20 protein-coding genes are annotated in these 21,798 nt (G+C 33.5%); 13 read left to right on the plus strand and 7 right to left on the minus strand.

Annotated features, from left to right (window positions below; genetic code table 11):
* Positions 1–116: 116 nt before the first annotated feature.
* Positions 117–947: an S-adenosyl-l-methionine hydroxide adenosyltransferase family protein gene (locus tag P178_RS0112360; protein ID WP_027066509.1), complete on the minus strand. Its 831-nt coding sequence runs from the start codon at positions 945–947 to the stop codon at positions 117–119.
* 130 nt (positions 948–1,077) lie between these two features.
* Here P178_RS0112360 and P178_RS0112365 point away from each other — a divergent pair, with 130 nt between their 5' ends.
* Entirely contained in the window at positions 1,078–2,031 is a 954-nt protein-coding gene (locus tag P178_RS0112365; RefSeq protein WP_027066510.1) for a PhoH family protein, read from the plus strand.
* An 8-nt stretch (positions 2,032–2,039) separates the two neighbouring features.
* On the plus strand, positions 2,040–2,996 hold the full coding sequence (locus tag P178_RS0112370; protein ID WP_027066511.1) for a phosphoribosylaminoimidazolesuccinocarboxamide synthase: 957 nt from the start codon (positions 2,040–2,042) through the stop codon (positions 2,994–2,996).
* 4 nt (positions 2,997–3,000) lie between these two features.
* Here P178_RS0112370 and P178_RS0112375 read toward each other — a convergent pair whose 3' ends face one another.
* The 3 genes from P178_RS0112375 to P178_RS0112385 form a co-directional block, all read right to left on the minus strand.
* Positions 3,001–3,657, minus strand: a complete 657-nt coding sequence (locus P178_RS0112375; RefSeq protein WP_027066512.1) for a PolC-type DNA polymerase III — start codon at positions 3,655–3,657, stop codon at positions 3,001–3,003.
* Positions 3,657–5,576 carry a DUF294 nucleotidyltransferase-like domain-containing protein gene (locus tag P178_RS0112380; protein ID WP_027066513.1) on the minus strand — a complete coding sequence of 640 codons (1,920 nt, stop codon included), beginning with the start codon at positions 5,574–5,576 and terminating at the stop codon, positions 3,657–3,659. The genes P178_RS0112375 and P178_RS0112380 overlap by 1 nt, the downstream gene beginning before the upstream one ends.
* Before the next feature lie 88 nt (positions 5,577–5,664).
* Positions 5,665–7,089 (minus strand): L-serine ammonia-lyase, encoded by a 1,425-nt coding sequence (locus P178_RS0112385; protein ID WP_027066514.1) that lies wholly within the window; start codon positions 7,087–7,089, stop codon positions 5,665–5,667.
* Positions 7,090–7,276: 187 nt separating this feature from the next.
* Here P178_RS0112385 and dnaK point away from each other — a divergent pair, with 187 nt between their 5' ends.
* Entirely contained in the window at positions 7,277–9,178 is a 1,902-nt protein-coding gene (gene dnaK / locus P178_RS0112390; RefSeq protein WP_027066515.1) for a molecular chaperone DnaK, read from the plus strand.
* 102 nt (positions 9,179–9,280) lie between these two features.
* Positions 9,281–10,210, plus strand: a complete 930-nt coding sequence (locus P178_RS0112395; RefSeq protein ID WP_027066516.1) for a hypothetical protein — start codon at positions 9,281–9,283, stop codon at positions 10,208–10,210.
* A gap of 2 nt (positions 10,211–10,212) precedes the next feature.
* Here P178_RS0112395 and P178_RS0112400 read toward each other — a convergent pair whose 3' ends face one another.
* Together P178_RS0112400 and P178_RS0112405 are read right to left on the minus strand one after the other, a co-directional pair.
* A complete protein-coding gene (locus tag P178_RS0112400) occupies positions 10,213–10,770 on the minus strand; it encodes a GNAT family N-acetyltransferase (protein ID WP_027066517.1) in 558 nt (185 codons plus the stop codon).
* Entirely contained in the window at positions 10,767–11,411 is a 645-nt protein-coding gene (locus tag P178_RS0112405) for an alpha/beta hydrolase (RefSeq protein ID WP_027066518.1), read from the minus strand. Before P178_RS0112405 ends, P178_RS0112400 begins: the two co-directional genes overlap by 4 nt.
* A gap of 64 nt (positions 11,412–11,475) precedes the next feature.
* Here P178_RS0112405 and P178_RS0112410 point away from each other — a divergent pair, with 64 nt between their 5' ends.
* The 9 genes from P178_RS0112410 (at position 11,476) to P178_RS0112455 (ending at position 20,977) form a co-directional block, all read left to right on the plus strand.
* Entirely contained in the window at positions 11,476–11,898 is a 423-nt protein-coding gene (locus tag P178_RS0112410; protein WP_027066519.1) for a PaaI family thioesterase, read from the plus strand.
* 1 nt (position 11,899) lies between these two features.
* The gene (locus P178_RS0112415; protein WP_027066520.1) at positions 11,900–13,012 is read left to right on the plus strand and encodes a chorismate-binding protein; all 1,113 of its coding nucleotides are present in this window, start codon (positions 11,900–11,902) and stop codon (positions 13,010–13,012) included.
* Positions 13,013–13,061: 49 nt separating this feature from the next.
* Positions 13,062–14,813, plus strand: a complete 1,752-nt coding sequence (gene menD / locus P178_RS0112420; protein ID WP_027066521.1) for a 2-succinyl-5-enolpyruvyl-6-hydroxy-3-cyclohexene-1-carboxylic-acid synthase — start codon at positions 13,062–13,064, stop codon at positions 14,811–14,813.
* A 31-nt stretch (positions 14,814–14,844) separates the two neighbouring features.
* On the plus strand, positions 14,845–15,189 hold the full coding sequence (locus tag P178_RS0112425) for a DUF2853 family protein (RefSeq protein WP_027066522.1): 345 nt from the start codon (positions 14,845–14,847) through the stop codon (positions 15,187–15,189).
* 94 nt (positions 15,190–15,283) lie between these two features.
* Complete coding sequence (locus P178_RS0112430; protein WP_027066523.1) at positions 15,284–16,120, plus strand: S1 RNA-binding domain-containing protein; 837 nt, start codon at positions 15,284–15,286, stop codon at positions 16,118–16,120.
* Between the two features lie 171 nt (positions 16,121–16,291).
* A complete protein-coding gene (locus P178_RS0112435; protein WP_027066524.1) occupies positions 16,292–16,900 on the plus strand; it encodes an SPOR domain-containing protein in 609 nt (202 codons plus the stop codon).
* Positions 16,900–17,808, plus strand: coding sequence for a 1,4-dihydroxy-2-naphthoate octaprenyltransferase (gene menA, locus P178_RS0112440; protein WP_027066525.1), 909 nt, complete (start codon positions 16,900–16,902; stop codon positions 17,806–17,808). The genes P178_RS0112435 and menA overlap by 1 nt, the downstream gene beginning before the upstream one ends.
* A 32-nt stretch (positions 17,809–17,840) precedes the next feature.
* Positions 17,841–18,602: a LytR/AlgR family response regulator transcription factor gene (locus P178_RS0112445; protein ID WP_027066526.1), complete on the plus strand. Its 762-nt coding sequence runs from the start codon at positions 17,841–17,843 to the stop codon at positions 18,600–18,602.
* Between the two features lie 422 nt (positions 18,603–19,024).
* Positions 19,025–20,977 (plus strand): histidine kinase dimerization/phosphoacceptor domain -containing protein, encoded by a 1,953-nt coding sequence (locus P178_RS0112455; RefSeq protein WP_231500545.1) that lies wholly within the window; start codon positions 19,025–19,027, stop codon positions 20,975–20,977.
* A 2-nt stretch (positions 20,978–20,979) separates the two neighbouring features.
* On the opposite strand, the gene P178_RS0112460 is transcribed toward P178_RS0112455, so the two are convergent.
* Positions 20,980–21,765, minus strand: coding sequence for an SDR family oxidoreductase (locus tag P178_RS0112460; RefSeq protein WP_316930012.1), 786 nt, complete (start codon positions 21,763–21,765; stop codon positions 20,980–20,982).
* Between the last annotated feature and the right edge of the window lie 33 nt (positions 21,766–21,798).

Consider the following 21,798-nt stretch of genomic DNA (forward strand, 5'->3'; position numbering starts at 1 on the left):
TAGGTTTTACTAGTTAAACCCCATCAATATTAGTTCTTAAAAATAGTTATTAACTTTTGTTTTCTTTTGCCAAACTATAGATTCAATTTATAAACTGAATAATATACTTTTTTAATTTATTCAAAATCGACCATAATGGTGTCTCTATAATCTAATCCTAATAGGGTAGATGCACCACCTACGGTAGTCAGATTACTTTTATAAATAGCCAGCTCAATATAGTCAGAAGAATTGAATATGGCTAAAAGATCACCTGCACTTTTACGTTGGTTCTTTTCTAAACTATAATCTATAAATTCGTTATATGCTTTATGAATGGTCGTAATCTTGTGATTGCGAACTAATAGTGTATAATTTCGGTCTTTACGGTAAGCATCAAACAGGTTTTTACGAATATTAGTAATGACATTACCATAGTTATCAATATAGATAACACTACCAATAATCTTTTTACCATCTTCTGCAATTCTAGGTGCAAATTCTCTCAAATCATTCAATGCTGTGAATGGCTTACCAACAATTTCTAAGGTGCCGCCACGCGCAATATGACATGCAACTTGAATGAACACATTTAAGACAGGAAAAGAATTGGCGATGGAGTCTGGTAAGTTAATTTCCACTACTTTATCAGGAGTCATTTCTGAGGTGATAAGCCCAATGACACCAGTGTTTGCACTAATAAAATAATGGCCGTTAACTAGAGCTACTACATGCTTATTGTCGGGCGTTTCTTCAGAATCTACGCCTACAATATGTATAGTTCCTTTTGGGAAGCTTTTATAAGAATTAGAAAGAATATATGCGCACTCTTGAATGTTGAAGGGCATGATGTCATGCGAAATATCAACAATCTTAGCATCGGGCAATTCACTATATATGGAACCTTTTAATACGGCAACAAAGTGATCTTTTAATCCGAAATCTGTTGTTAGGGTGATGATTGCCATACAGCAATGTTGATATGTTTTTGGTTAGTCAAACTTAAAATTTGCTTAAATTTGATATACAAAATTAAACAAAAAAACAGCGATTAGAAATTAATCTTCGCTAACTATAAATCATTATAAAACTGACTGTTTGAACGAGATAATTCTAGAACTTACCGAAATTAGCCCGAGAGAGTTTTTTGGGCAGCAAAATGAACATATTGATTTATTGAAAAAGTATTTTCCAAAACTAAAAATTGTTGCCCGTGGCAGTAAAATCAAAGTTTTTGGAGATGAAGAGCTTTTGGAAGAGTTTGAAAAACGATTCGATATGCTTACCCAACATTACATAAAATTTAATAAGCTGGACGAAAACAGCATTGAAAGGATATTGACAAGTTCTGAGGAAGATGAATCAAAATCATCAAAGAACAGCGGCGAAACTTTAGTCCATGGTGTAAGTGGTAGGTTAATTAAAGCCCAAACTGCAAACCAAAGACGTTTGGTTGATGCTTCTAAAAAGAACGATATGGTTTTTGCCATAGGGCCAGCTGGTACAGGTAAAACCTATACAGGTGTAGCTCTTGCTGTAAAAGCATTAAAGGAGAAGCAAGTAAAGAAAATTATATTAACAAGACCTGCTGTTGAAGCTGGTGAGAATTTAGGGTTTTTACCAGGTGATTTAAAGGAGAAGCTTGATCCTTATATGCAACCTCTTTATGATGCGTTAAGGGATATGATACCCGCTGAGAAATTGGTGCATTACATTGAGAACGGAACTATACAAATTGCCCCTATGGCATTTATGCGCGGTAGAACGTTAGATAATGCCTTTGTTATTTTAGATGAGGCACAGAATACAACCCACGCACAAATGAAAATGTTTCTTACCAGAATGGGAAGAAATGCTAGATTTTTAATAACCGGTGACCCTGGTCAGATCGATTTACCTAGAAGAACAGTATCAGGATTAAAGGAGGCTTTGTTGATTTTGCAGAATGTTGAAGGTATAGAAGTCATCTACCTTGATGATAAAGATGTAATTCGCCATAAGCTTGTTAAGAAAGTAATTGAAGCTTATAAAACTATTGAACACCACAATTAATAAAATACATGTCTAACAATACTATTTACGAAACCGAATTCAATTTCCCAGGTCAAAAGAATGTCTACAAAGGCAAAGTAAGGTCTGTATATACACTTGATAACGATATGTTGGTGATGGTGGCTACAGATAGGTTATCTGCTTTTGATGTAGTAATGCCAAAAGGAATTCCTTATAAAGGTCAAATTCTAAATCAGATTGCAACGCAAATGATGGCTTCTACAGAAGACATTGTTCCTAATTGGTTAACTGCCACTCCCGATCCAAATGTAGCTGTAGGGGTTGCTTGTGAACCTTTTAAAATTGAAATGGTTATACGTGGTTATATGTCTGGTCACGCGGCTAGGGAATATAAAGCTGGGAAAAGAATGCTTTGCGGAGTTACTATGCCCGAGGGAATGAAGGAAAATGATAAATTTCCGACTCCAATTATTACTCCAGCAACTAAAGCAGAAATGGGGGATCATGATGAGGATATTTCTAAACAAGACATTTTAAGCAAAGGCATTGTATCTGCTGAAGATTATGCTATTCTTGAAAAATATACTTACGCACTATTTGAAAGAGGTACAGAAATAGCTGCAAAAAGAGGATTGATTTTAGTTGATACAAAATATGAATTCGGAAAAACGAAAGACGGTAAAATTGTATTGATAGACGAAATACATACTCCTGATTCCTCTAGATATTTTTATTCTGAAGGATATCAAGAAAGGCAGGATGCCAATGAACCACAAAAACAACTTTCTAAAGAGTTTGTAAGGCAATGGTTAATCGCAAATGATTTTCAAGGATTAGAAGGACAGACCGTACCTCATATGACTGATGAGTATATTGAATCTGTTTCTGAGCGATACATTGAGCTATATGAACACATTACAGGCGAACCTTTTGTAAAAGCGGATACTACCCATATAAATGACCGTATCAATAGAAACGTTTTAAATTACCTGGAAAGCCTTTAAGAACTTACCTAATTAAAGATTTAAGGGAGAAGTTTTTCTTCTCCTTTAATCTTGATATAATTTTTAAGAATGCTACTGCAGTAATATAGGCATCTCCCAAAGCTGTGTGCCTATCTTTTTTAGAGATGGAAAACTTCTCTGCCAATTCATCTAAAGTATAGCTAGGTTTAGGTTGTACTAAATAAGATTTTATCAGCGTTTTTTTATAAATAACACTTGTGTCTAATACAGTGTTTTTTAATTTAGGCAATCCATGTCTTATAAGTGCGGTATTGAGCATTCCCATATCAAACCCCGCATGGTGGGCAACTATAATGGCATTGCCAACATAATCTAAAAATTTTTCTAAGGCTAAAATTTCACTGATGCATTCTCGCTGACCGTTTTTTAATAGACCGTGTACATGCACGGTGTCTTTATTAAACTTTTCTTGTTCTAAATAAATATCAAAAACCTCCTGTACGGAAATAGTCTCTTTTTTGATTTTTACAGCTCCAATAGATAGTACTCTATCATCCTCAAAACTAAAACCTGTTGTTTCTGTATCAAGAACAACAAAAATTAAATCATCGATGTTTTTGCTCTGCGAGTCCTTAAAAAGGCTCTCATATTTCAACCAATATTCCGGTAAATTCTTAGGTGCTTTTTTAAATAGTCCCATTACCCTAAAATATTAGTAACCTTAAAGCGAAGTGTAATTAATTCTTGAATTTCCTTAATAGCTTTGAACGTTCGCTTTAATTTCATTTTTTCTTGTTTTGTCAATTGATCTAGTTGAATAAACCTTCCTGAATCATGATTGGCTAACCCTTGACGTGTTCTAAATTTTAATAAAGCTTTAGTGGCATAAGAACAAGCCAAATACAACTCTTGATTATTGGGTTCAATTTCCGCAAGCTTCTCATATCTTTCCCAAGTATTGCTGATAGCCTTAACAGAATGCGATAGTATCAAAACTCTAGCAGCATCAATTAATGGTCTTAGTGCTCTACTTTTTAGGTCAAAAGAATCTTTGTGTTGTCCATCTTGCTCCACAACAAATTGTCTAAAAAATCCTGTTGGTGAAGGGCTTTGTAATGCCCCGTTTGCCAAATGCACTAAGAAAATAGGGTATTTTTCAACGGTTCTAAATATATGTTCAGACATGTTGTCCAATAAGCTACGTTCACCATATGCCAGACTATAATCAAAAAAGATGGAAGACATTAATACCTCATTAGGTCCTGGGTTACTAATCCAATACGATAATTTGTTTTTCCATTCTTGTAAGCTCAAGCACCATTTTGGATTGGAAGCCATCATATCTGCCGGGCAATATTCGTATCCTATTGTATTTAGTCCTTTAGTTATGTGCTTTGCAAGATCTAAAAAGTAAGTAGTGGTCTTGGGTAAATCTTCTTCGGGAACATCTTCAAAAACTAGTGCATTATCTTGATCTGTGTGCAAAAGTTGCTCACTTCTACCTTGGCTACCTAATGCTAACCATGCAAACTTTGCAGGCGGTGGAGAGTCCATTTTTGCGATGGAGATTTCAACAACTTGCTTAATACAAGTGTCGTTCAGTTCAGAGATAATTTTGGCTATTAATCTCAAAGGAATATTTTGTTCCAAATACCCCGTTAAAAGTACCATTACACTTTTTCTGAGCTGCTTTATTTTTTTAATTTTTGAAGTACGTTTAATAGCTTTTACCAATACGGCTGGGTTGTCACCCAATGAAACCATAACATCATGCTTGGATAAAATACCTAAGGCAGCAGAATTAGGCGTGCCATCTTCTGTGATGACCAAATGACTAATGTTACTTTTCATCATTGCCATTTGTGCCTGCGTAATTGTTAGATTCTTTGGATAGGTAATTACAGGCGTAGTCATTATAGATTTGACCGTGGCAGTAATTGGTTGCTTACCAGATATTACTTTGTTTCTAAAATCTTTATCTGTTATAATACCTACTGGTAAATCTTTTTTGATTACTAAAATAGACCCAATTTGTCTCTTGGTCATTATTTCAGCAGCTTTCTGTATGGTTGTTCTGGTAGAACATGTCACTAGTTTTTTTGAATAGCTGGCTAATTGTAAATCTGGGATTATTACCTCGCTACTAGCAGTTTCTTCACCTTCACTTTCATAGAGTTGTCCTTTTTGATTTTTCGCATATGGGTTACGAGTGTTTGAAGCAAAACTCTCCATTAGAAAAACAGTTACTTCTTCGTTCTGCTTAGCTATAGGTCTAAAAATATCTATAGGTATGCCGTACAGAATAGATTCTTCATGGGCTCTAGCTTCTAACTTGTAGTTTTCATTGGCAAATAAGGGGCGTAGACCAAAAATATCTCCCTCGTCACAAAAATCGAGAATGTTAGAAGTGGCAGGATTGTTTAATGTTACAGCTCCTTTATGTACTAAGTAGAAGTGAGAATGCTGACTTTCATCTACCGAAAATATAATACTGTTTTTTTCCTTATAAACGATAAGGACTTGCTCTGCTAACTGAAATAAAGATTTACTATCCAGAACATTAAAAGGGGGGTAATTTTTAATAAAATCGGCTACCCTTTCAGAAATCAAGTTTTTCATAAATTAAATTTAGCGAAACTATAGTTTATTAAAAAGGCGATTCTATAAATGACTATAATATATAAGGTTATTATAAGATAAAGTGTATTTAGCAATCACTTAGAAAAACACCAACCGCTAATCCGCCTTCAGAAGTTTCTTTGTATTTAGAGCTCATATCTTTTGCGGTTTCCCACATGGTTTGCACCACCTTATCTAGAGGTACTTTCGCTGCGGAAGGGTCTGAACCTAAAGCTAATTCTGCGGCGTTTATTGCTTTTATGGCACCCATAGAATTTCTTTCAATACAGGGTATCTGAACTAATCCGCCAATAGGATCACAGGTAAGCCCTAAGTGATGTTCCATGGCAATTTCTGCTGCCATAAGTACTTGTTCTGGTGTACCGCCCAATAGTTCTGTAAGAGCGCCCGCTGCCATTGCCGATGATACGCCAATTTCAGCTTGGCATCCACCCATGGCGGCAGAAATTGTAGCTCCTTTTTTAAAAATACTGCCAATCTCTCCGGCAACAAGTAGAAATTGTTTTACATGCTCAAAATTTCCTGCATGATTTTCAATAACCATATAATACATTAATACGGCCGGTATTACACCTGCACTACCATTTGTAGGTGCGGTTACTACACGACCCAACGATGCGTTCACTTCATTGACACTAAGGGCAAAACAACTTACCCATTGTAAAATCTGTCTAAATTTCACTTCGGTTTGGCGAATGGTCTGTAACCATTCTTCAGGGGTAGTGTAGGGGATGTCACTTTTTAATTTGTTGTGCATTTCAAAAGCCCTGCGCTTAACATTTAATCCACCCGGTAAAGTTCCTTCTGTATGGCAACCCGTATACATGCATTCTAGCATGGTGTTCCATATTCTCTCTAGCTCATGGTCAATTGTCTTATCGTCTCGTAATGACTTTTCATTTTCCAGGACTAGTTCCGAAATCATTAAGCCTTCTTTTTTACAGAAATCTAAAAGTTCGGTTCCTTTTTGTACAGGAAAAGGAAACTTGTTGAACATGTCAACTTTGCGTTTGGCATTTTTTCGTTCTTCACTAATAACAAATCCGCCACCAATGGAATAATAAGTTTTAGAAATCTTTTTACCGGATTTTAGTATTGCTTGAAACTTTAATCCGTTGGCATGGAAGGGAAGAAATTTTCTATTGAAAACAATATGTTTTTTCGGATCGAAAGTAATCTTATAAGTACCATCTAAATGTAGCACATGCTCATTCTTTATAGTGTTGATTAAAGAATCAATGGAGTCTATTGGTATTAATTCTGGATCGGCGCCCAATAAGCCTAACATTACCGCATAATCAGTGGCATGACCTTTACCTGTTAATGATAGAGAGCCATATAGGTGAACTTCTACTTCTTCAACTTTTTCAAGATTGTTTTTAGAATTTAAACGCGCCAACCATCTTTCGGCAGCACGCCATGGTCCAAGAGTATGTGAACTAGAAGGACCCACGCCAATCTTTAACATATCAAAAACACTAATACTTTCTATCTCCAAACCTTATGTATTTTGTAGGCTAAGGTACAATGTTTCACTAACCTTTTATCAAACAAAATTGGCATATATCTAGAGGGATTAATGATAATAATGACATCATGTCAGTTTTTCTTGCTTGGCATATTGTTTGTCATTTACAAATCGATTGTAAAATAAAGCACTTAATTTAAAACATATAATAATGAGTAAGATTATAGGAATAGATTTGGGTACTACCAACTCCTGTGTTTCTGTTATGGAAGGTAACGAGCCAGTAGTAATTCCGAATGCAGAAGGAAAAAGAACAACACCATCAGTGATTGCTTTCGTTGAAGGTGGTGAGATCAAGGTAGGTGACCCAGCAAAAAGACAAGCTGTTACTAACCCAGAAAAAACCATTTATTCTATTAAAAGGTTTATGGGTAACAAATATTCAGAGTCAAGTAAAGAAGCTGAAAGAGTACCTTATAAAGTAGTAAAAGGAGATAACGATACACCAAGAGTAGATATTGATGGTCGTTTATATTCTCCACAAGAATTATCAGCTATGATTCTTCAGAAAATGAAGAAAACTGCTGAAGATTATTTAGGACAAGAAGTAACTCGTGCGGTAATTACAGTACCAGCTTACTTTAACGATTCTCAAAGACAAGCGACTAAAGAAGCTGGTGAGATTGCAGGTTTAACTGTTGAGCGTATTATCAACGAACCTACATCTGCATCTTTGGCGTACGGTATGGATAAGAAAGATACCGAGCAAAAAATTGTAGTATTTGATTTTGGTGGTGGTACACATGATGTTTCTATCTTAGAATTAGGAGATGGTGTATTTGAAGTATTAGCTACTGATGGTGATACTCACTTAGGTGGTGATGATGTTGATCAAAAGATTATTGATTGGTTGGCTGATGAGTTCAAATCTGAAGAAGATATGGATCTTAGAAAAGATTCTATGGCACTTCAACGTTTACGTGAGGCTGCTGAAAAAGCTAAAATCGAATTATCATCTTCTGCTCAAACAGAAATTAACTTGCCATATGTAACGGCAACTGCTTCTGGACCAAAGCACTTAGTAAGAACTTTGACAAGATCAAAATTCGAGCAATTAATTGCTGATTTGGTTAAAAGAACAATAGAGCCATGTGCAAGCGCAATGAAATCTGCAGGTCTCACAAATAGCGATATTGATGAAATTATCTTGGTTGGTGGTTCTACTAGAATACCAGCGGTACAAGAAGCTGTTGAGAAATTCTTTGGTAAGAAGCCTTCAAAAGGAGTTAATCCAGATGAGGTTGTAGCGATAGGTGCTGCAATACAAGGTGGTGTATTAACTGGAGATGTAAAAGATGTATTATTATTAGACGTTACTCCTCTTTCTTTAGGTATTGAAACAATGGGAAGTGTAATGACCAAATTAATAGAGGCCAACACTACTATACCAACTAAAAAGTCTCAGGTATTCTCTACCGCTGCTGATAACCAACCATCGGTTGAAATTCACGTATTGCAAGGAGAAAGACCAATGGCAAATGATAATAAAACTATTGGTAGATTCCATTTAGATGGTATTCCACCAGCACAAAGAGGTACTCCTCAAATTGAAGTTACTTTCGATATTGATGCAAATGGTATTATTAAAGTATCTGCTACAGATAAAGCAACTAACAAATCGCAAGATATTCGTATTGAAGCTTCTTCAGGTTTAACCGAGGAAGAAATCAAGAAGATGAAAGCAGAGGCAGAAGCTAATGCAGAGTCTGATAAAAAAGCGAAAGAGACTGCTGATAAGTTGAATGAGGCAGATGGAATGATTTTCCAAACTGAAAAGCAATTAACTGAATTTGGTGATAAATTATCTGATGATAAGAAAAAACCAATTGAAGATGCTTTGGCAGAATTAAAGGCAGCTTACGAAAGTAAAGACCTTGCAGTTATTTCTCCAGCTTTAGATAAAATCAATGAAGCTTGGAAAGTAGCATCTGAAGAAATGTACAAAGCACAAGCTGAGGCACAAGGTGGTGCTCCTCAAGGAGAGCCTACTGCTGACGGTGGAGCTTCTGAAGGAGATAACGTTGAAGACGTAGACTTCGAAGAGGTTAAATAATATAACTCTAATTTGTTATAGAAAAGGGACGGTATTTACCGTCCCTTTTTACTTTTACGGTAATTTTTTTCTAACCCAGTATTATTAAAGTAATTTTGCAGTATGATTAATAAATACTTACAGACAATTTTTTTGACTTTAGTAGTAGCCGTAGGAACTATGCAAGGGCAAGAAATTCAGATTTTTACCCTTGATGATTTTGATTTAAAGGGAGAAGTCAAATTCTGTTTGGTAAGTACTGATTATGGTAAAGAGGAATATGATTTTAATAAAAAAGGATTTTTAACAAAGGCTGTTACCAGATATAATGCCCAAGACTATGATGTTGTACATTATAAGTATAGCAACGGTGAATTAATTGAAAAACGTTCAGAATCTTATAGAAATAATGCGTTTGATTCTAGTACGTCAATAGCTCATTTTTATGAAATTGATTCTACTGATAATATCAAAATAGAAGAGCGAATTTTTTCATACGATAAAGAGTTTTTAGATGAATATATTTACGGTTATGATGAGTTCGGTGATTTAATTAGTATTAAAAGAACTAATAATGACGGTACAGATATTACATTAATTGAACACAAGAAGTTTAAAGGTGAGAATACGGTTACTTATATGATTAATGAAGTGCCACTAAAGTCCATTCGTACGTCAACTCAAAAACCAAAAAATAAACCAGCTCAAAAGATTGTATTGACAAAAGAGTACTTAAAAGGGGAGGAAAGTTACGCCTTTGAAGAAGTCTTTAGCTTGGACGGAAAGTTAATGGCACAGCAAGAGTTTGAATTCAATATTCAAACAAAAAAGTTTGAGCCTACTACACGTACTAGTTATGAGTATGATGATAAAGGTATGCTAATAGCTGAGGTAGCTAAAAGAGGTGCTGGTATTATCAAGAAAGAGTATGTTTACCAATATGATAAAGCAGTAGAAGGTAATTGGATTAAACAGATAGTTACTCCAGACAATACATATACAACTAGAAAAATTACTTATTACCCTAAAGAAACTAAAGTTATTAAGGAATAATTCTATTGATTCTTATCAAGCCATTCTTCACGTAGTAATCCATAGCAGCAAGTGTTTCTTTTGAAACCATTTAATAAATAAACATCTTTACGGAGAATACCTTCTAAAGTACATCCTAATTTCTCTACAGCTTTTCTTGAAGCTATATTGCGTTCGTCTATACGAAACTCCACTTTTTCAAAATTCAAATTGTTAAAGGCAAAATCAAGCATTAATTTTTTCATTTGGGAATTTAACCCAGTGCTTTGAAATTCTTTGCCAATCCAAGTAGACCCAATATGTAGAACTTTGTGCTTATGATTTATATTCATATAACGGGTACAACCTGCATATTTTTCATGAAGCTTGTCATATACAAGAAACGGTATACTGGTACCTGCTTCTAATTGCTGTATTGCAGTTTCTACGTAGCTTTTTAAACTACTTGGCGTTTCTATGTCTGAAGGTGAAAATTGAACCAATTTCTTTTGTGAGGCAATAGAGATAAGATGCTCAAAATTATCTAATGTGAGAGGACTTAATTTTACCCTTTCATTCTCTAGCGTAATATCGTTTTTCATATAGCCAATTGATTAATAATTTCTTTTTTTACTTCGTGTGCGCCCTTAAAATTTATATGCCTAATACTATCTCCAAAGAGTGAGTTAAGCTTTCTATTCTCTTCCTCTAATCGTTTTGGAGTAAGGTATTCGTCATGATCACCAATTATAGATACTATTTCTGTTTTATTTTCAAAATAGTTGAAATCGGTCTTATTTAGTTCTTTTGGAATTCCGCCTGCGTAAATAATTAATTTTGAGCATTGTAGTTTAGAGTATGTCAAGTAGCGCAATGCTATGGATACTCCTTGTGAAAAACCAAAAACAATGATTTCACAGTCAGTAGGTAACTTTTCATTTTCTAAAACAGCATCTAAATAGTTAAATAGATTTTCTGTTTCTATTGCAGTATTCTCTTTCGTCAACCAACTTGCACCTACATGTTTATATTCATTTTTCAGATAATATTTAGAAGGTGCCTGTGGTGCAAGTATGTAATTTTCTTCTTTAGGTAATTCATTAAAATATTTCAAAAAAAATCGACTTAAAAAACCGATGCCATGGAATACTAACCACACGCGTTTTGTGTTGCTATTTATTTCATTTAAAGTCTCATAGGTGTTAGTGGTTTTATAAGTGACATTTTTTATTTGGTTTTCCATAGTATGTACAATTCAATCAAGCTTTTCAGTTGGTAATGTAATGCTTAATTTTACAAAAAAAAGGATGAACGACTACAAAGAAAAAATTCTAAAGATTTGTAACGAAACTTCTAAGAATACCTTAATGGAAACCTTAGAAATAGACTATATAGATGTTGGTGAGGATTTCTTGTTGGCCAAAATGCCGGTAACTGCAAAAGTGCATCAACCCGATGGAGTTCTACATGGTGGTGCAATGGTAGCTTTGGCAGAGAGTGTTGGTAGTGCGGCATCCTATATTTTTTTAGATGCTAGCAAGTTTTTTGTAAGAGGTATTGAAATTTCAGCAAACCATGTAAAAAGCGTCAAAGATGGTTTTGTTTATGCCAAGGCTGTAATATTGCACAAAGGTAGAACAACTCAGTTATGGGAAATAAAAATTACTAACGAAGCAGACGAACTTATTTCTCTTTGTAAACTAACAACAATCGCTTTACCAAGAAGTTAGTATGATGCAAGAACTTTTTAATCGTGCTGCAACATGCTTGAAAGAGCAGTTACCCTTTGTTCTGTATAGAAAACCAAATGAAATTGAGTTGACCGGTGTTTTTCAGAATAATGATGAGGTGCATAAGATTAAGGATTTTACAGAAAAAGGATTCGTATTTGCTCCCTTCAATTTAAAATCAGATGCTATTCTTTTAAAGATGGATAGTATTCAAAAGGAGTCGAATTCAATTGTTGATAGTGTGGTGGCTAAGGAGATGGGTTCTAAACCTCTTGATGCTGTTGAGAAATCTAAATATCTTAAATTGATAGGGAATGCTTTAGATAAAATAAACGACGGAGAAATTAATAAGGTTGTTTTATCAAGGAAAATTGAAGTTGATTATAAAGATGATTACAGTGAAACCTTTAAAAGACTTTTAAAACAATACCCAAAAGCTTTTTGTTATTTCTGGCATCATCCTAAAATTGGTACTTGGATGGGTGCGACACCAGAAATATTGGTTAAAACCAATGGTTCACAATTTACTACAATGTCTTTGGCTGGGACACAGAATTCAGCAGGTTCAGAAAAACCTCAATGGTCTAAAAAAGAAATAAACGAGCAACAATTGGTAACCGATTATATTGTAGATGCTCTAACAGAGAAGGTTGTATCTATACGAGCTTTGGAACGCGAATCTATAAAAGCTGGTATGCTTTGGCATCTTAGAACAGAGTTGAAAGGTACATTTTCTCCTAATCAATTTGGTAATGTTTTAAAGGCATTACACCCAACACCGGCAGTATGTGGAAGTCCGTTACAGAAAGCTAAAGAGTTTATTTTGGACAATGAGCTTTATGACCGTTCTTTTTACACAGGGTTTTTAGGAGAATTAAATGTGAAATCTGAATTACCAAGAAATAGAAACCGAAGAAACCAAGAGAATAGCGCTTACCGAAGTGTTACAAATACCTCAGAGCTTTTTGTAAATCTACGTTGCATGCAATTACATAAAAATAAAGTTTCTATTTATGTGGGTGGAGGAATTACAAGTGATTCTATACCTGAAAGTGAATGGCATGAAACCTCTTTGAAAAGTAATACCATGTTACGTGTCTTAGGTAGTAATTAAGTATTCAACTTTTGGGTAATAACAAGCATTGGTCGTATTTTTGAACTACATGAAATACTCCGCTATACCTACCGCACAATCTATTGTTCAACATTGCCAGGCAAAGAATATTTCTAATATTGTTATATCGCCAGGTTCAAGAAATGCACCATTAACAATTGCCTTTGCAGAGAACCCGTTTTTTAACTGTTACAGTATTGTAGATGAGCGTTGTGCTGCATTTTTTGCATTAGGTTTGGCGCAACAATTACAGGTTCCCGTAGTAGTGTTATGTACATCTGGTAGTGCGCTTTTAAATTATTATCCTGCTGTGGCAGAAGCTTATTTCAGCAACATTCCTCTTGTAGTTATTTCTGCAGATAGGCCTATTTATAAACTAGGAATAGGGGATGGGCAAACTATTAATCAGCAGAACGTATTTAAGAATCATATTGGATATTCGGCTAATTTAAAACAAGATGTAAGTCATGCTACAGAAAAGGTTTTACATTATAAACCAGAATGGATTATAGATGAGAATGTTAGTGAGGTTCAGCAGAAAGTTCAAAGCTATAATGATGTTGAGCTAAATCATGCTTTTGAAATAGCAATCAATTTAAACCAACCAGTTCATATAAATGCTCCTTTTGAAGAGCCCTTATATAATACGTTAACTGAAAATATAATTACACCAAGAATAGATGCTATTAAAGTTGGGGAAGTTACTCAGCCGAATATAGAGTATCATAAAAATATTTGGAATATTGCTGTTCGAAAAATGATTCTAGTAGGAGTGAGCACTCCTTGTACTGTTAAAGATTATATTTTAGAACATTTGGCAAATGATCCAAGCGTTTTGGTTTTGACCGAGACTACATCAAACATACATCATCCTAATTTTTTCAACAGTATAGATTCGCTGATTGCACCTATTGAGATGCATGACAATAAAATTGAGCAATTCAATCAATTGCAACCTGATGTATTGGTAACTTTTGGTGGTTTAATTGTTTCTAAAAAAGTAAAAGCATTTTTAAGAAAATATAAGCCAGAACATCATTGGCATATTGGTGGTCAACAAGCTAATGATACTTTTTTCTGTCTAGAAGAGCATATCAAAGTTTCTGTAAATACTTTTTTTGATAAGATGTATGCAGATTCAATTGTATTAAAGAGTGATTATTTTGAAAAATGGAATCAAGTAAAACAGAAGTTTGAACAAAAAAGAGATTTATATTTAAAAGAGATTCCTTTTTCAGATTTCTTGGCTTTCAGTGCAATATTGAAATCTGTACCCAATGAGTATATGCTTCAGTTGGCTAATAGTTCTACAATTAGATATACCCAGTTATTTAATTTCAATACCACTTTAAAAGTCTTTTGTAACAGAGGTACAAGTGGTATTGACGGTAGTACATCTACAGCTATAGGGGCATCTATAGGTAATAACTCTCCAACACTTTTTATTACGGGTGATCTTAGTTTTTTCTATGATAGCAATGCATTATGGAACAACTATATCAAAAGTAATTTTAGAATCATTGTAATAAATAATAATGGAGGTGGTATTTTTAGAATACTACCTGGAAAAGAAAACTCAGATGTTTTTGAAACTTATTTTGAGACTAGGCACACTTTAACTGCAGAGCATCTTTGTAGTATGTATGGGTTGGGTTATAGAAAGGCAAAATCAACTCAAGAACTCCAGGATGAATTAAGTTACTTTTTCAAAGAATCGGCTCGTCCGCAATTACTGGAAATTACTACGCCTGCATTAAAGAACGATAAAATTTTGATTGATTATTTTCGTTTCATATCTTAGGGGTGTATTAACCATTAATTATACATTTAACATGAGTAAAAGAGACGATTTAATCGAAAAGTATGCTGCGGACATCAAAGATAAATTTGGTGAAAATGCAGATATGGACTTGCTTAAAAAAGTAACCGTTGGTTTAGGACCATCTATTTACAATATCGATGCTTCAAAAGTATCTGGTAGTGATCAAAAAGAATTGGATACTGTAAAGAACAATTACTTGATCAAAAAATTAGGTCTTGCCGATGATTCTAAATTAGATGACGCTATAAAAACTGTTATGGACAAGTACGGTTCTTCTAACAGAAATAAGCATAGAGCAGTTATCTATTACAAGCTTTGTCAACATTTCAATAAAGCATCCGTTTACGATAAATAGTCAGATGTCAAATATTTTAAAGACCGTTACCATTGGTAACGGTCTTTTTTTTTTACGTGAAGATTTTTAATATTTAAAAATGTAATTTTGCAACATGATAGAATTAGGACGTAAAAATAATCTTGAGATATTAAGAGATACCAGTGTTGGTCTTTTTTTAGGTGATGAAGAAGGAAATGATGTTTTGTTACCAAATAAATATGTTCCTGCCGAATATGAAATAGGAGCTAAAATAACAGTTTTTTGTTATTTGGATTATGATGAAAGACCAGTTGCAACTACCTTAGAACCAGACATTATGTTGGGTGAATTTAGGTTGTTACAGGTGGCTGAAGTAAATGAATTCGGTGCCTTTATGCAATGGGGTCTAGAAAAGCATCTTTTAGTTCCTTTTAGAGAACAACGTGTAAAGATGAAAGAAGGACAGTGGTACGTGGTACACTGTTATTTAGATGACCGTTCAGGTAGATTAGTGGCTTCAAACAAATTAGATAGATTTTTAAGTAATGATACCATTGACCTTAAAGAATGGGAGCAGGTAGATTTGGTGGTTACAAGACAAACCGATTTAGGTTGGGAAGTAATTGTAAACGAAAAACATAAAGGTCTAGTTTATTTTAATGAAGTATTTAAACCAATTAATATTGGCGATGTAATACCTGGTTGTATTAAAACCATTAGGAAAGACAATAAATTAGATATCTCGTTACAACCTTTAGGTGCTAAGGTTTTAGAACCTGCTGCTAATAAAATTTATGAAGTTTTGGTAGAGAGTGGTGGCTTTTTAGGTTTGCACGATAAATCTGCTCCAGAGGAGATTAGAGATGTTTTTCAAATGAGTAAAAAGACCTTTAAAAAAGGATTAGGTACTCTATATAAAGAAAGAAAAATTAAGATTGAATCTGACGGTATCAGTTTGTTGGATGAATAAATAACTAAAAGTAAGAAAATTCTTAGATATTTGATTTTCAACCGAATATCTTAAAAAAATATCGTGATTATTGCGATAAATTACTTTTAATTTTATTTTTGTATGAATTGAAAAGTTATTAACAATTTTTGACTTACATTTAGGTTTTAAGCTTAAAAATTACCCCTGTATATGCCTTTTATAGAAGAAAGCGATTTATTAGAATTACATAAAGACGTCGATAAAGCACAAATTATTAATGAGCGTTTATTAGATCAGATAAAGTTCAAGAACAAAGAATTAAAGAAGAGTAAGATACAGCGTAATATTTTAGCTGGTATTACTGGTCTATTCTTAATAGGTGGTTTGGCTTTTACATCTTTTACAGCAGGCTTGTCAAGTTCAGGAGGATTCAATAGAAAAGCTTCTAACGATTTAGTATTGACATCTATCGATAGTGTAGATGCTATTAGAACTCGTTTAGAAAACTTAAAAGAACAGAATGAGGAATTAAGCTTGGTAAAGGAATTTTACTTGGCTAAAGAGTTTTTACAAAAAGAGAAAATTTATTCAGTACAGGTTAAATCCTTTGTTGATAATAATGTAACTTTAGCTTCTGAAGCACTTACCAATACACTATTTGTTAAAACCAATCCTTTTTATTCCTACTCTTTAGGAAACTTTGAAACTTTAGAAGAAGCTCAATCTTTTAGAAAACAGTTGGTAGATATTGGCTTTGGTGATGCCTTTGTTGCTTCTTATCAAGACGGTAAGAGAATTCAAATAGAAGATCCTTTTTAGTGACTACAGTTAAAGCTTGGCTTAACGCAGCAAGACTTAGAACGCTTCCTTTATCAATTTCAGGTATTCTTGTAGGTACTGCTATTGCAGCATTTCATAATGCTACTAATGTTAGCATTTTTATTCTTGCCATTCTCACGACTATTGGTTTACAGGTAACTTCCAATTTTGCCAACGATTATGGTGATGGGGTCAAAGGTACTGACGGTGACGATAGGGTAGGACCAAAACGAGCAATGCAAAGCGGACTTTTAACCGCTAAGCAGTTAAAAAGTGGCATATATATCAGTATTGTTATTAATGCTATTTTAATTATTCTGTTAATTCTTACATCTTTTGGATTAGATGATATTTTATACCCTATTTTATTCTTAGGTCTTGGTGGTTTTGCTATTTGGGCGGCAATTAAATATACAGTTGGCAAATCTGCATATGGCTATAATGGTTTAGGTGATATTTTTGTTTTTATATTCTTTGGATTAGTAAGTGTTTTAGGTTCAATATTTTTGTTTCTGAAATCTATTCCTTTTAACTCAATTTTGCCGGCAATCGCAATAGGGCTATTAAGTGTTGGGGTTCTTAATCTCAACAATATGAGAGATATAAAATCTGATACCACAGTAGGTAAAAATACTATGGTAGTAAAAATGGGATTGTCTAAAGCAAAAAAATACCATTATTCGTTGTTGATAATCTCAGTATTATGCCTGTTTTGGTATGTATTTACAACAAATGCATCGCTGTTACGTTATGTAAGTCTTATTGGCTATGTGCCAGTGTTCTTTCATATGAGAAAAGTAGCGGTAACTTTAAACGAGGCAGAACTTGATCCTGAGCTTAAAAAATTGGCATTAAGCACCTTTTTGATCGCACTATTGTTTTTTATTAGTTATTATTATTTTTTGTAATTTTGAGTATAACCCACAAACCATTTTAAGCCTTGGAACAACCCATAAAAATTCTAATTGTTGAGGATAATGTCATCATAGCAGATGATATGCAATCTATGCTAGAGGAAATAGGATATGAAATTGTTGATAACGTAATTGTTTATGAACAGGCTGTTGAAGTTTTAAAAACCCAACAGGTAGATCTAGTTCTTATTGATATCATTTTAGCTTCAGATAAAACGGGTATTGACTTAGGTAAGCATATTAGAGAGAATTACGATATTCCTTTCATTTTTGTAACATCTAACTCAGACCGTGCTACGGTTGAGAATGCTAAAACTGTAAAGCCGAATGGATATTTGGTAAAACCTTTTGAGCAGCAAGATTTATATACTTCTATAGAAATAGCATTATCTAATTTTATATATGGAAAGCAAAATGCTAGTAATAGTAATGCTCCACAAGATAATACCGAAGATGTGCCGTTGTCAAATTCAATCTTGAAAGATTCAATTTTTGTTAAAAAACAGCATTTATACTATAGAATACAATTCGGGGATATTCAATTTATTAAAGCCGATAATGTATACTTAGAAGTAAATACGATTGATAAGAAGTTTTTGGTACGTTCGCCTTTAAAAGATTATTTAGAGAAATTACCGCAGAACAAATTCTACAGAGCACATAAATCTTACATTGTAAATGTAGATCATATTGATGCTATTAATTCTAAAGATATCATGATTAACAATACGTTGATACCAATTTCTAAAGATTTTAAAGAATTTATTATTTCAGCTATGAATTCATAAGCTAAGATTTATAACATATAAAAACACCTTTTTAAGGTGTTTTTTTTTGAATTAAGTTTAGATAAAAGGTGTTTATTCATCGTTAAAAGGTATCTTTTTGCCGTTGTATGACGTATTTGTAAAGGTAAAAATCGTTTCACCACAATTATTGATAGTTACACAACAAATAATGCGAGTTCCTATGGCTTATTTATAATTTTGAGGTAATAGGAATTGAAGCGTTTTTATCCCTAAATGTGTTTTTAAAATAGGGATTGACCACAATTTTTATAGAATTATTAAAAAGTACGTAGAACACGCTTTTTGAACTTATTGTTAGTTGATGGTCAATTAATAATAGCTCACAACAAAAAATTAGTAGTATCAGGTATTAGGTTTAAGTTTGATTCTGCTTTTATTGAGATATGAAAAAACATATTATTTTGAGATTTATATGCACTGTCTTTTTTAGTGCTTTTACGTGCCTTGTAATTGCGCAAGATAATGTGCAGACTCAGAATGAAGATTACTACAAGCAATTTCAAGATTTAGAGAATGGTGAATTACGTTCATTCTTCTTTTTTAATACACCAAACCGTTACAATCAGAACTCCCCTTACGATTGGTTAGATACCGTGAAAGTTTATCTAAACAGTTCTGAGAAGACTAAAGATTCAGTTTCAATTCGTAATTATCAGCTTATAGAGTCTCAAATTTATTATGATTTGGGGAATTATGAGAAGAGTTTGGGCATTGCTAGACCTCTGTATGAAGATCTAGAAAAATTAGATATAGAATCTAAGCAAACAATTCTCGGTATTTTGGATAGCAATTATGCTATGTTACAATTGTACGATAAGCAAATTGAGATAAGAAGAGTTAAGCGTGAGTTAGGCTTGACTAACGATGTCGCCTTTTATGACATTTATGCAAGTCTTGGTCAGTATAGAAAAGCTATGCGTGATTATATGACCGAGGAGAAAAAAGAATTAAAAGAAGATGATTACTACGGTCAAGCTATTTATAATAATACTATTGGTAATTACTTAAGATTAGATAAATCTACACCTACATCTCTTAGTTATTTTAAAAAAGCCGAAGGATTAATAAAGGTTTTCTTAAGTGATGTAACTAATCAGCATTCTGATAAAGAAATTGCTGATGGTAGAATTCTAAATGGTATTATAATTGGTAATATTGGTAAGTGTCATGTTCAGTTAGGAGAATATGAAAAGGCAATTCCGTTTCTAGAAGAGAGTAGGGAAATTATCAAAAAATATAATAAGAGTAAATTTTCATCAGATATTATTGAGAACACTTTAGCTTTAGCGGAATGTTATTTGAAATTAGATAATTACGCCAAAGCCACTGACTATTTAAGTGACGACCTTAATCCTATTAAATCTGATAACATTTTAAAACGAAATAGAATTTATGCGGATTACTATTTTAAAACAGGAGATTTTAAAAATTCAACGGTTTACTTAAAAAAGAATATAAGAATTAGAGACTCTATTGATGCGTTAGCATCGAATATTAAAAACCAACAATTAACATCTGTTGTTGCACAAGATTTAGAGAATTCTAGAAAAATGATGGAGCAACAAAAGGCTCAGTTAGAAGAATCTAGAAAAGATATTAAAGCAAGAGATGATAAAATTAGTTTGGTGTTTGTTTCCTTGATATTTACACTGATTGGTTTTGCTGGTTTAGTTTATGCATACTTAAAAAGTATAAAGAATCAACGTTTAATAGCAGAGCAGAAGTTCATCATTGAAAATTCATTGGTAGAGAAAGATTCATTACTTAAAGAAATTCATCATAGGGTTAAAAACAACTTACAAATGGTTTCTAGTTTGCTGAGCTTACAAACTAAGAATACACGCAGTAAAGCCGCAATAGAAGCATTAGAGGAAGGGAAAAGTAGGGTGAAAGCTATGGCTTTAATTCACCAGAAATTATATCAAAATGACGATTTATCTGTTATTGAAATGCAAGGGTATATTGAAAGCTTAATTAATAGTATACAATCTGTTTATAAAAAAGGCGGGCATAATATTAGTATTACTATTGATGCGGAAGGCGTTGAGCTAGATATCGATAGAGCAATTCCATTTGGTCTTATATTAAACGAGCTCGTTTCCAACTCATTTAAATATGCATTTCCAGATGATGATAGCGATGGCAAAATCTATATTCACTTACGTAAAATTTTAGGTCAAGAAGGCTTTTTTGAATATACCGATAATGGCATTGGTTTACCTGAGGATTCAGAAGAGCGTGCTAATTCTTCAATGGGAATACGTCTTATGAGTAGATTGGCAAATCAACTCCAGACTTCATTGAATACAGATAAAACGCAAGATGGAGTTCGTTTTTGGTTTAATTTTAAATAGGGTTACCTAACCTTACTTTTTAAAACCACTTTATGTAATAATTTTGGGAAGAATCTTTTCAAGTAAATACCAAACTTTTCTTTACCACCAATGTAAGTTTCAAAGCGGTTCATTTTAATTGCGGTAATAATTTGTGCAGCACATTTTTCTACGGGCATACCATTTTCGGTTGCGGCATCTTCTTTCTGTAAAGCGGAACCGTCACCGGTAAGTGCATTTTTAGCCACATTGGTTTGTATAAATCCTGGGCAAATTATAGATACATTAACATTATCCTTTTCATGCTCCATTCTTAATGCATCAAAGAAACCATGTAGTGCATGTTTAGCACCACAGTATCCTGAGCGGTATGGCGAAGCAAATTTGCCCATTAAGCTAGTAATGGTAACGAAATGTCCACTTTTTTGCGCGATAAAATAAGGTAAGAGGTGTTTGGTCAATTTAATAGTACCCAGATAATTAACATCTATCATTTGCTGATATACTTCAAATTTGGTGTTAATAATAAGAGAACGTTGGCTAAGTCCGCCGTTATTAACTAAAATGTCAATTTTCCCATAAATAGAATGCGCGTTTTCAGTAATACTCTCTAGTGTGTTAAATTGGGCTAGGTCTAAAGGTAGAACGATTGCATTTTCAGCAAATTTACAGTTACTTTTGACTTTTAATAATGCATCTTCCCGTCTAGCGGAAAGGATTATTTTTGCTCCTAGATTATTTAATTGATATGCCAATGCTTCTCCAATTCCAGAGGATGCCCCCGTTATCCAAATCACCTTATTCTTCATACTTGTCATTCAATCGTTATTAAACTCAAAATA

Origin of the sequence: Maribacter sp. Hel_I_7 (assembly GCF_000688315.1) — a bacterium.
GTDB lineage: Bacteria > Bacteroidota > Bacteroidia > Flavobacteriales > Flavobacteriaceae > Maribacter > Maribacter stanieri.

Bases quoted from the DNA above. Each gene is read 5' to 3' on its own strand.
- P178_RS0112435 (WP_027066524.1), top strand. From the start codon at position 16,292: ATGCCTTTTATAGAAGAAAGCGATTTATTAGAATTACATAAAGACGTC.
- P178_RS0112405 (WP_027066518.1), bottom strand. From the start codon at position 11,411: ATGGAAAACCAAATAAAAAATGTCACTTATAAAACCACTAACACCTAT.
- P178_RS0112370 (WP_027066511.1), top strand. From the start codon at position 2,040: ATGTCTAACAATACTATTTACGAAACCGAATTCAATTTCCCAGGTCAA.
- dnaK (WP_027066515.1), top strand. From the start codon at position 7,277: ATGAGTAAGATTATAGGAATAGATTTGGGTACTACCAACTCCTGTGTT.
- P178_RS0112375 (WP_027066512.1), bottom strand. From the start codon at position 3,657: ATGGGACTATTTAAAAAAGCACCTAAGAATTTACCGGAATATTGGTTG.
- P178_RS0112360 (WP_027066509.1), bottom strand. From the start codon at position 947: ATGGCAATCATCACCCTAACAACAGATTTCGGATTAAAAGATCACTTT.
- P178_RS0112395 (WP_027066516.1), top strand. From the start codon at position 9,281: ATGATTAATAAATACTTACAGACAATTTTTTTGACTTTAGTAGTAGCC.
- P178_RS0112425 (WP_027066522.1), top strand. From the start codon at position 14,845: ATGAGTAAAAGAGACGATTTAATCGAAAAGTATGCTGCGGACATCAAA.
- P178_RS0112430 (WP_027066523.1), top strand. From the start codon at position 15,284: ATGATAGAATTAGGACGTAAAAATAATCTTGAGATATTAAGAGATACC.
- P178_RS0112380 (WP_027066513.1), bottom strand. From the start codon at position 5,576: ATGAAAAACTTGATTTCTGAAAGGGTAGCCGATTTTATTAAAAATTAC.
- menD (WP_027066521.1), top strand. From the start codon at position 13,062: ATGAAATACTCCGCTATACCTACCGCACAATCTATTGTTCAACATTGC.
- P178_RS0112460 (WP_316930012.1), bottom strand. From the start codon at position 21,765: ATGAAGAATAAGGTGATTTGGATAACGGGGGCATCCTCTGGAATTGGA.
- P178_RS0112415 (WP_027066520.1), top strand. From the start codon at position 11,900: ATGATGCAAGAACTTTTTAATCGTGCTGCAACATGCTTGAAAGAGCAG.
- P178_RS0112400 (WP_027066517.1), bottom strand. From the start codon at position 10,770: ATGAAAAACGATATTACGCTAGAGAATGAAAGGGTAAAATTAAGTCCT.
- P178_RS0112410 (WP_027066519.1), top strand. From the start codon at position 11,476: ATGAACGACTACAAAGAAAAAATTCTAAAGATTTGTAACGAAACTTCT.